Consider the following 6,218-nt stretch of genomic DNA (forward strand, 5'->3'; position numbering starts at 1 on the left):
GAAATTCCCTCGACATCAGGGTTTAAAGGTTTGTCCCTCTGAGGAAACTGTAAACAGACGAGCGCGCACTGCTATATAAAAGATGAAAAGTATGTATCATCGATGGTCGAGCTTAAATATGGGTGTTGATGAGTGGTATCAATAGAGAATTAACCCCCCATCCGAGAAGCGGCTTATTTGACAAGCACCTTCCGGGTACGCCTCAAGTCGCAAGACTGTTGAGAAAAGAGGGAAAGGCTCATGTGTTTAAAGACCGTGCTACAATGGAGTTTGTTGTGCGGGCTATTATAGAAAGAGGCGAACTTACAGGAGTTGAAGATCGAAATGATGATTACGATCGCTATGGGCTATATTTTGAGGAACCGATCGGGTATCAGATAAGATCTGATGGTAGCCGGCTGAAACTTTATTACGCCGAAATTAAAATTGTTAAAGGAGATAATAAATACCATGTTATCCCTCGCACAAAACCTCGTCGATCGGAGCGATAATTGGGAATTTATCGAGTTATGGGTAGATCCGATTATCTTTCCACCTCGGATTTTGATGTTGGTCGGTAGCCAACAGGGAAATTGTTGTATTTATGATGCGACTGCCAACTACAAACCTTTGTTTGAAAGCGCTGTTTATGATGAAGCTCATTCGTGGCTAGTTGAGGATGATTACGAGCGCGTGGATGGTCGGATTTTATCTGGAGAAATTTTTTAGTTTAAGCGATCGCCTTTTGGGGGCTAAGGGGCGATCGCCGTCAAGCATCTTCGATTATAAAAAATTTTATCATTTCCGCCATCGGACATGGCACGCTTCGGCGCGATCGCACCATCATCGAGATATAATTGTAAAGTGCATCAAAGTGAAACCCAACCGACACCCGCTCAAAATGTAGCAGTGAAGAAACCGGGTTTTTTAGAGAGTGCTTCGGTTCCCATCCAAAATGTTGATAAAAACCCGGTTTCTAAATCCCTGGTGTTGATGTTGAGTTCCGCTCTCGTTCAACCCCACCAAAACAATGAAACACCATTTAAGAGTCTATGCAGTCCTATCGTTGATGAGTACCTGTCTGTTTTGGGCCGGTCCGGTTCAGTCGCAGCGATCGTCACCCTGTTCAAACCAGAACCAAGAGCGACCTTCATCCAACCGTCGCGAAGTGGTCAACCGTGAATCGGGTTTGCGGTTTCAGATTCCGGCAAACTACCACACGGAGCTCAGACGAGATTCTGGCAATAGCAGAAAATTATCAATTGTTGTGCGGAACCCGGCTGATGTGGCATTTATGGAATGTGCGGAACGGGAAAGAATGAGAGGCTATGGACACCAAGTTTCTGACGTGATCGTTAGCCTTGAACCGCGTCCGAGTAATGTCCGTAATGTCCGCGATATTGTGCGGGAGGTGGCTCAAAGTGGCGGGGGTCAGATCGTATCTGGAGAGTCCGGCTTTACGACGATCGCGGGACGGGAGGCTGTGGTTTATACGGTGCAAACCGTTTATCCTGAGCGTCATCGGTATGCGCGGCTCATCCACCCGAATGGACGATATATTGTCAATATTTCGACCGGAGATTATGGCGAAAGAATCGATCCCATTGATTTGCAGGTGATGAACCTGATCATGTCTTCGATGGCGATCGAGTTTTAGGTAAACGTAGGTTGGGTTGGGGAACGAAACCCAACACATTAATACTTGGGTGTTGGGTTTCACTGTTGTCACCCAACCTACAAAAAAATAACTGCGTTCCACTACCAAAAAGCCAGTTTTCCCACCCACAACCCATCCGCTACATCCGTTTCAACATCCGCTGCTAACCCAACCTCGCCAACTCACTAACCACTCAATTGTCTGGTGTATTACTAACCCGCCTTGAAATCAATTTCAAGGCTCACAGCAAAAGTCCACTCAAGTGGACTCGGTTAATCAATATCTGGGTAGGGATAAATAAACCGGTAGGATCAATTTTTCACCCCTACTCAGTAAAAAGTAGGTTGGGTTGAGGAACGAAACCCAACAGATTAATACTTGGGTGTTGGGTTTCACTGTTGCCACCCAACCTACAAAAAACAACTCAAAATGTAGCAGTGAAGAAACCGGGTTTTTTGCCAGAGTGCTTTGGTTCCCATCCAACATTTTGGTAAAAACCCGGTTTCTAAATCCTGGGTGTTCAACCTGGGAACAAAGTTAGACCGTATTGGGGGCAGAGATAGGACAAACTGGAAGGGACGTTCCGAATAACAGCCATGCCCCGTCCATCCCGAATCCTCAAACCCGGATACTGCTACCATATCACTGTCCGATGCAACAACCGCGAGTTCAAGCTGACCCGCCTGGAATGCCGGAAAGTGCTGCTCTATGCCATCAAGAAAGCGCTGGAAAAGTTCCGGTTTAAACTGTACGGACTCTGCATCATGAGCAATCACGTCCACTACCTGATCGAACCTCGACAGCCAGAAGATTTACCCAAACTCATGCACTGGTTGAACTGGTACGCCGCCATGTGTTTCAACCGGATGCTGAACCGCACGGGTCACTTTTGGGAAAAACGATACCACAGCAGCGCTTTTGCGACCACGGACAAGCAACGGGCGCTGAACACTTTACGGTACATTCACGCCAATCCCAAAGCCGCCAATATGCAGCCCGGATTCTTTTATGATTTCTCCAACTACGGTACTTATGACCGGCTCACGGATGACGGATTGACGAAGTGGCATCCGGCGTTTTTATCGTTGGGAAATACCCTGGACGAATGCGCCCGGAAGTATCGGGGATTCTGTAAGAAATACAAGCCGAAACCTAAGCCGGAGAAGCGATATCACTGGGGCAGCAAGTTTTTACCGAAAGTGATTCGAGGGAAACACAAAACGGCACCGGGACAAATGAAACTCCCTTGGATTCCTCCCGACGTGGAGAGTGGGGAAGTCTCCGAGGTCGCAGAGAAGTTCGTCAAAGCCAACTGCTATGACCCCCAAGTGGCGATGCAGCGGTTCAATGATTCTTGAACCCAGAACCCACCTGGCATCCGTGTCAGGAGCCACTCCACCTCGCTGTTGCAGCCACAACATCATCGATCGCTCAAGTTGCTGGCGTACCCAACTTTTATCAGGCAAATGCGTGAGCCCTTCGGCAAATGCCAACCGCAAATCTGCCAGCCACGCATCCCGATCGCTCTTTAAGGCGGTAAAGGCTTGCTCATAACTGGCTACCACCAACTCCAACATTTGCCGAATCACCTCAGCATCCGCAAATCCGGGTAAAATGTCCGGCAACATCGCCGGAAGTTGCGGCTCTCTGTTTTCCAAAATCAGGTAGTGCAAATCGGCAAATACCCCCGCCATTAAAGAATGCAACGAGGTAAACAACTGGCAAAACCGCGCATCGTCTTCGGCAACATAGGGATAGTGGCGATCGAAAGGAATTCCATCCGCAAGGTCTTCCTGTTCGCTTCGCCAAACATTGAGTCCCGCCATTTGCTGAGGGTAGCGTTGTCTGAGTTCTTCTTCCGTTTTCCCTTGAGCGATCCGCTTGTCATAAACTTGGGTTTTCCACAACCGTACCCGCTGACGTGCAAACTCATCGAGAATTTCTAAGTAAGGCAAATCGGCGATCGCAGTTTTGTAGTTGTAGATTTCTGCACCGCCACTCCAATACGCGACCCGCAGGTTAATCGTTTCGCCGCTGGTTTCCGATTCGAGAACCAAAACCGATTCCGATCGCAGTTGATTGAACAGGGTTTTGATGCTGCTACCACCGCCGAAACGGTTGCTATCCCAGGCGCGATCGAGCAATTCCACCGGGCGATCGTCCGTTTCCAGGGGAAAGTGGCGATCGAACAGAGTTCGCATTTTTTGAGCAATGCGCTTTTCCAGTTTAGGGAAATCCGCACCGTTGCCGAAGCGATCGTAATCGATTTCTGGAGGAGCGAGAATAATCTGAAGCGGTATGGGTTGACGATTGGGATGAGCGGAAATAATATCTTCAGGAACCAGTCGCAGAGGCCAGTTGTCAACGCGCTTGTGATACCAAGGTTGCTGACGAGCGGTTTCGCGCTGTTCCTGAACCACCATCAACTGAGTTTCACGGTTTCCTCGAAGTAGCTCTAGCTGTAGCTTGCGTTGCTTTTTAAACAGTTCGCGCTGAAGCTGGAAGTTACCTTCTTGGCTGGCTTTTTGAATCGCGAGGCGGTTGTCTTCCACCTCTTTTTGCGCTTCTCGGTTTTTATTGGCATTTCGGGTGTTGGCGATCGCATTGACAATCCCTGCCGTGGCTACCCCAATGCCGCCTGCAATCGACTGGAATAAATGAAAAACCATCGTTTAAACCCCTCCAAACTGCACAAAACACAAATAGGCTCCCGCACCGATCGCACCTTTCGAGGTATTAGGTGAACAGGGAACGGCGTGACCGTTTTTGTCGTATATTTTACCGGCACATTGCCAACCCAAGAGATGGTGGTTGTCGTCGTACACCTTGCCATCACGATCGACATAGCCAATATGGTAGTGACTTTTATTATAAAAATGTCGATTTTTGACATAGCCAACATATTCATAATCAGAGGATCCGCTGCCGTAGTGTCGATAAACGTTTCCATGATCGTCAATGGTCGTGTAAGGGCTAAAATCGCTGCACTCCATGTGAGCCCAATGAGAGCCGATACCTGCGGTGTTCATCACCTCAGAATGGTGGCTGATTGCATCATTAATGATCGAACTTGAATCTTCACTTGTGAAATGGCTTTCCGCCGTTTCCAAACCTGAATGTTCGTGACCGGAGTGAGATGCACTGGAATCAAAGCAATGGGTAATGTCAAAAGCGCTGGCATCGGATACGCCTAACCCGCTTGTCTCGTGGGCCTGGGAGTGATGAATCAGGTCAGTATTAAAGTGGTGGCTCGTTTGAGACGAGTCAAAGTCGGTCTGGCTGCTGTCATCGCTAGAACTGTCATAGCTGGAGGTATTGTCAAAGGTCTGTGTCATGATAACGTATTTGCACTCCATCTCCAGTGAACAACGATGTCCCAACTGACGCGGCAATTGCCATAGCTACTATTATCCATAGTATACCCTAAGTCTCACAGTTTGTTGGGATTTTCTTTATATTTTGTGTTACTCCGGTCAAATCAACAGAACCTCCATCCCCGAATCCCCCGAGCCACGGGCGCGATCGCCCAGCCCCGGTGTGATGTAAATCGTTCTCACTTTCTATCCCAATACCTTCAGAAAGGCTCGACGCGATCCGGAAACAGAGAAAAGCGATCGCACCTCAAAACCGGCTGTCGTCACCGGCGATCGCATCTTTGAGAACCAATTGCAATTCCTTAGAAATCGGCAACATATCGATCTCGCGACCCAAATTTGATGGGTTCTCCCCATTGCCAACTCGTTCCTGATAAACGCCGACGAGGACGGCTTCCAAACCGTATTTAGCCAAAGCATCAGACGCGAGTCCGATGATTCCCAGCAGCACGATGCCTCCCACCATTCCACCCGGCCCCAACATCGCCAGTGCGGCGGTGATGGCCGCGGCCCCCGTCAGTCCCGTCGCCGCCATCGCCACCAACAGCACGATCGCGGGAAACCCGACACCCGCCAATTTCCGGACGACTTCATCCATAATTCTTTCCTCAAATCGGACCCCATGAGAACTGATACTCTACTACCAGCCTACGTTTGAATTACTCTTTTGATATAAGTATTTCTACAGAAATTTTGAACTTTTTTAAGTCCGATTTCTCAGTGAATCTACCGAGGATTTTTTCGTCAACTGCGACGGTATCGACGAATTCTTTTTTACCGGTGACAGTTGCAACTCCCACAGCTTCTAGGAAACGGCTGTTTTTCAGTTCAAAAGTGTTGCAATCTTAAATAGAACTTCCGTTTTCTCGCCAATTTCACCCATGTTCCCGAAAATGTCAGGAAGCGATCGCATTTACCCCGAACCCCGAGCCAGAGGCGATCGGCTTTAACTTTACCGGACGTCTGCTTGTGAACATCCTCCCCGCCGTAATTTGTCGTCTCAAAGCCCCCAGAATTGGGGGTTTGGGGGCTGGGAATCAAGAATCAAAGCCCCCAGAATTGGGGGTTTGGGGGCCGGGAATCATATCAAATCCGGTTAAATATCCGGACAAAAACGGGTCGGATATCCGCACCGCTTGGGAATCAATTCCCAAGCTAATAGCTCAAATCATCTGAAGATGATTGGGGAGGTTTAGGAGGGGATAACC

The 6,218-nt window shown here is 48.7% G+C and carries 7 protein-coding genes; 5 read left to right on the top strand and 2 right to left on the bottom strand.

Features of this window, described 5'->3' with window-relative positions; all coding sequences use genetic code 11:
- Positions 1 to 128 precede the first annotated feature (128 nt).
- The 5 genes from LKE08_RS29225 (at position 129) to LKE08_RS01815 (ending at position 2,994) form a co-directional block, all read left to right on the top strand.
- A complete protein-coding gene (locus LKE08_RS29225; RefSeq protein WP_375341389.1) occupies positions 129 to 491 on the top strand; it encodes a hypothetical protein in 363 nt (120 codons plus the stop codon).
- Complete coding sequence (locus tag LKE08_RS01800; RefSeq protein WP_324702479.1) at positions 451 to 708, top strand: hypothetical protein; 258 nt, start codon at positions 451 to 453, stop codon at positions 706 to 708. Before LKE08_RS29225 ends, LKE08_RS01800 begins: the two co-directional genes overlap by 41 nt.
- 87 nt (positions 709 to 795) lie before the next feature.
- Positions 796 to 1,161, top strand: a complete 366-nt coding sequence (locus tag LKE08_RS01805) for a hypothetical protein (protein ID WP_324702480.1) — start codon at positions 796 to 798, stop codon at positions 1,159 to 1,161.
- An 85-nt stretch (positions 1,162 to 1,246) separates the two neighbouring features.
- Positions 1,247 to 1,636, top strand: a complete 390-nt coding sequence (locus tag LKE08_RS01810; protein ID WP_324702481.1) for a hypothetical protein — start codon at positions 1,247 to 1,249, stop codon at positions 1,634 to 1,636.
- Positions 1,637 to 2,232: 596 nt separating this feature from the next.
- On the top strand, positions 2,233 to 2,994 hold the full coding sequence (locus LKE08_RS01815; RefSeq protein ID WP_324702482.1) for a transposase: 762 nt from the start codon (positions 2,233 to 2,235) through the stop codon (positions 2,992 to 2,994).
- A gap of 1,314 nt (positions 2,995 to 4,308) precedes the next feature.
- Here LKE08_RS01815 and LKE08_RS01820 read toward each other — a convergent pair.
- Positions 4,309 to 4,971 (bottom strand): 4-fold beta flower protein, encoded by a 663-nt coding sequence (locus LKE08_RS01820; protein ID WP_324702483.1) that lies wholly within the window; start codon positions 4,969 to 4,971, stop codon positions 4,309 to 4,311.
- Positions 4,972 to 5,257: 286 nt separating this feature from the next.
- On the bottom strand, positions 5,258 to 5,608 hold the full coding sequence (locus LKE08_RS01825; RefSeq protein WP_324702484.1) for a hypothetical protein: 351 nt from the start codon (positions 5,606 to 5,608) through the stop codon (positions 5,258 to 5,260).
- Positions 5,609 to 6,218: the final 610 nt, after the last annotated feature.

Origin of the sequence: Lyngbya sp. CCY1209 (assembly GCF_035615495.1) — a bacterium.
Lineage (GTDB): Bacteria > Cyanobacteriota > Cyanobacteriia > Cyanobacteriales > Microcoleaceae > Limnospira.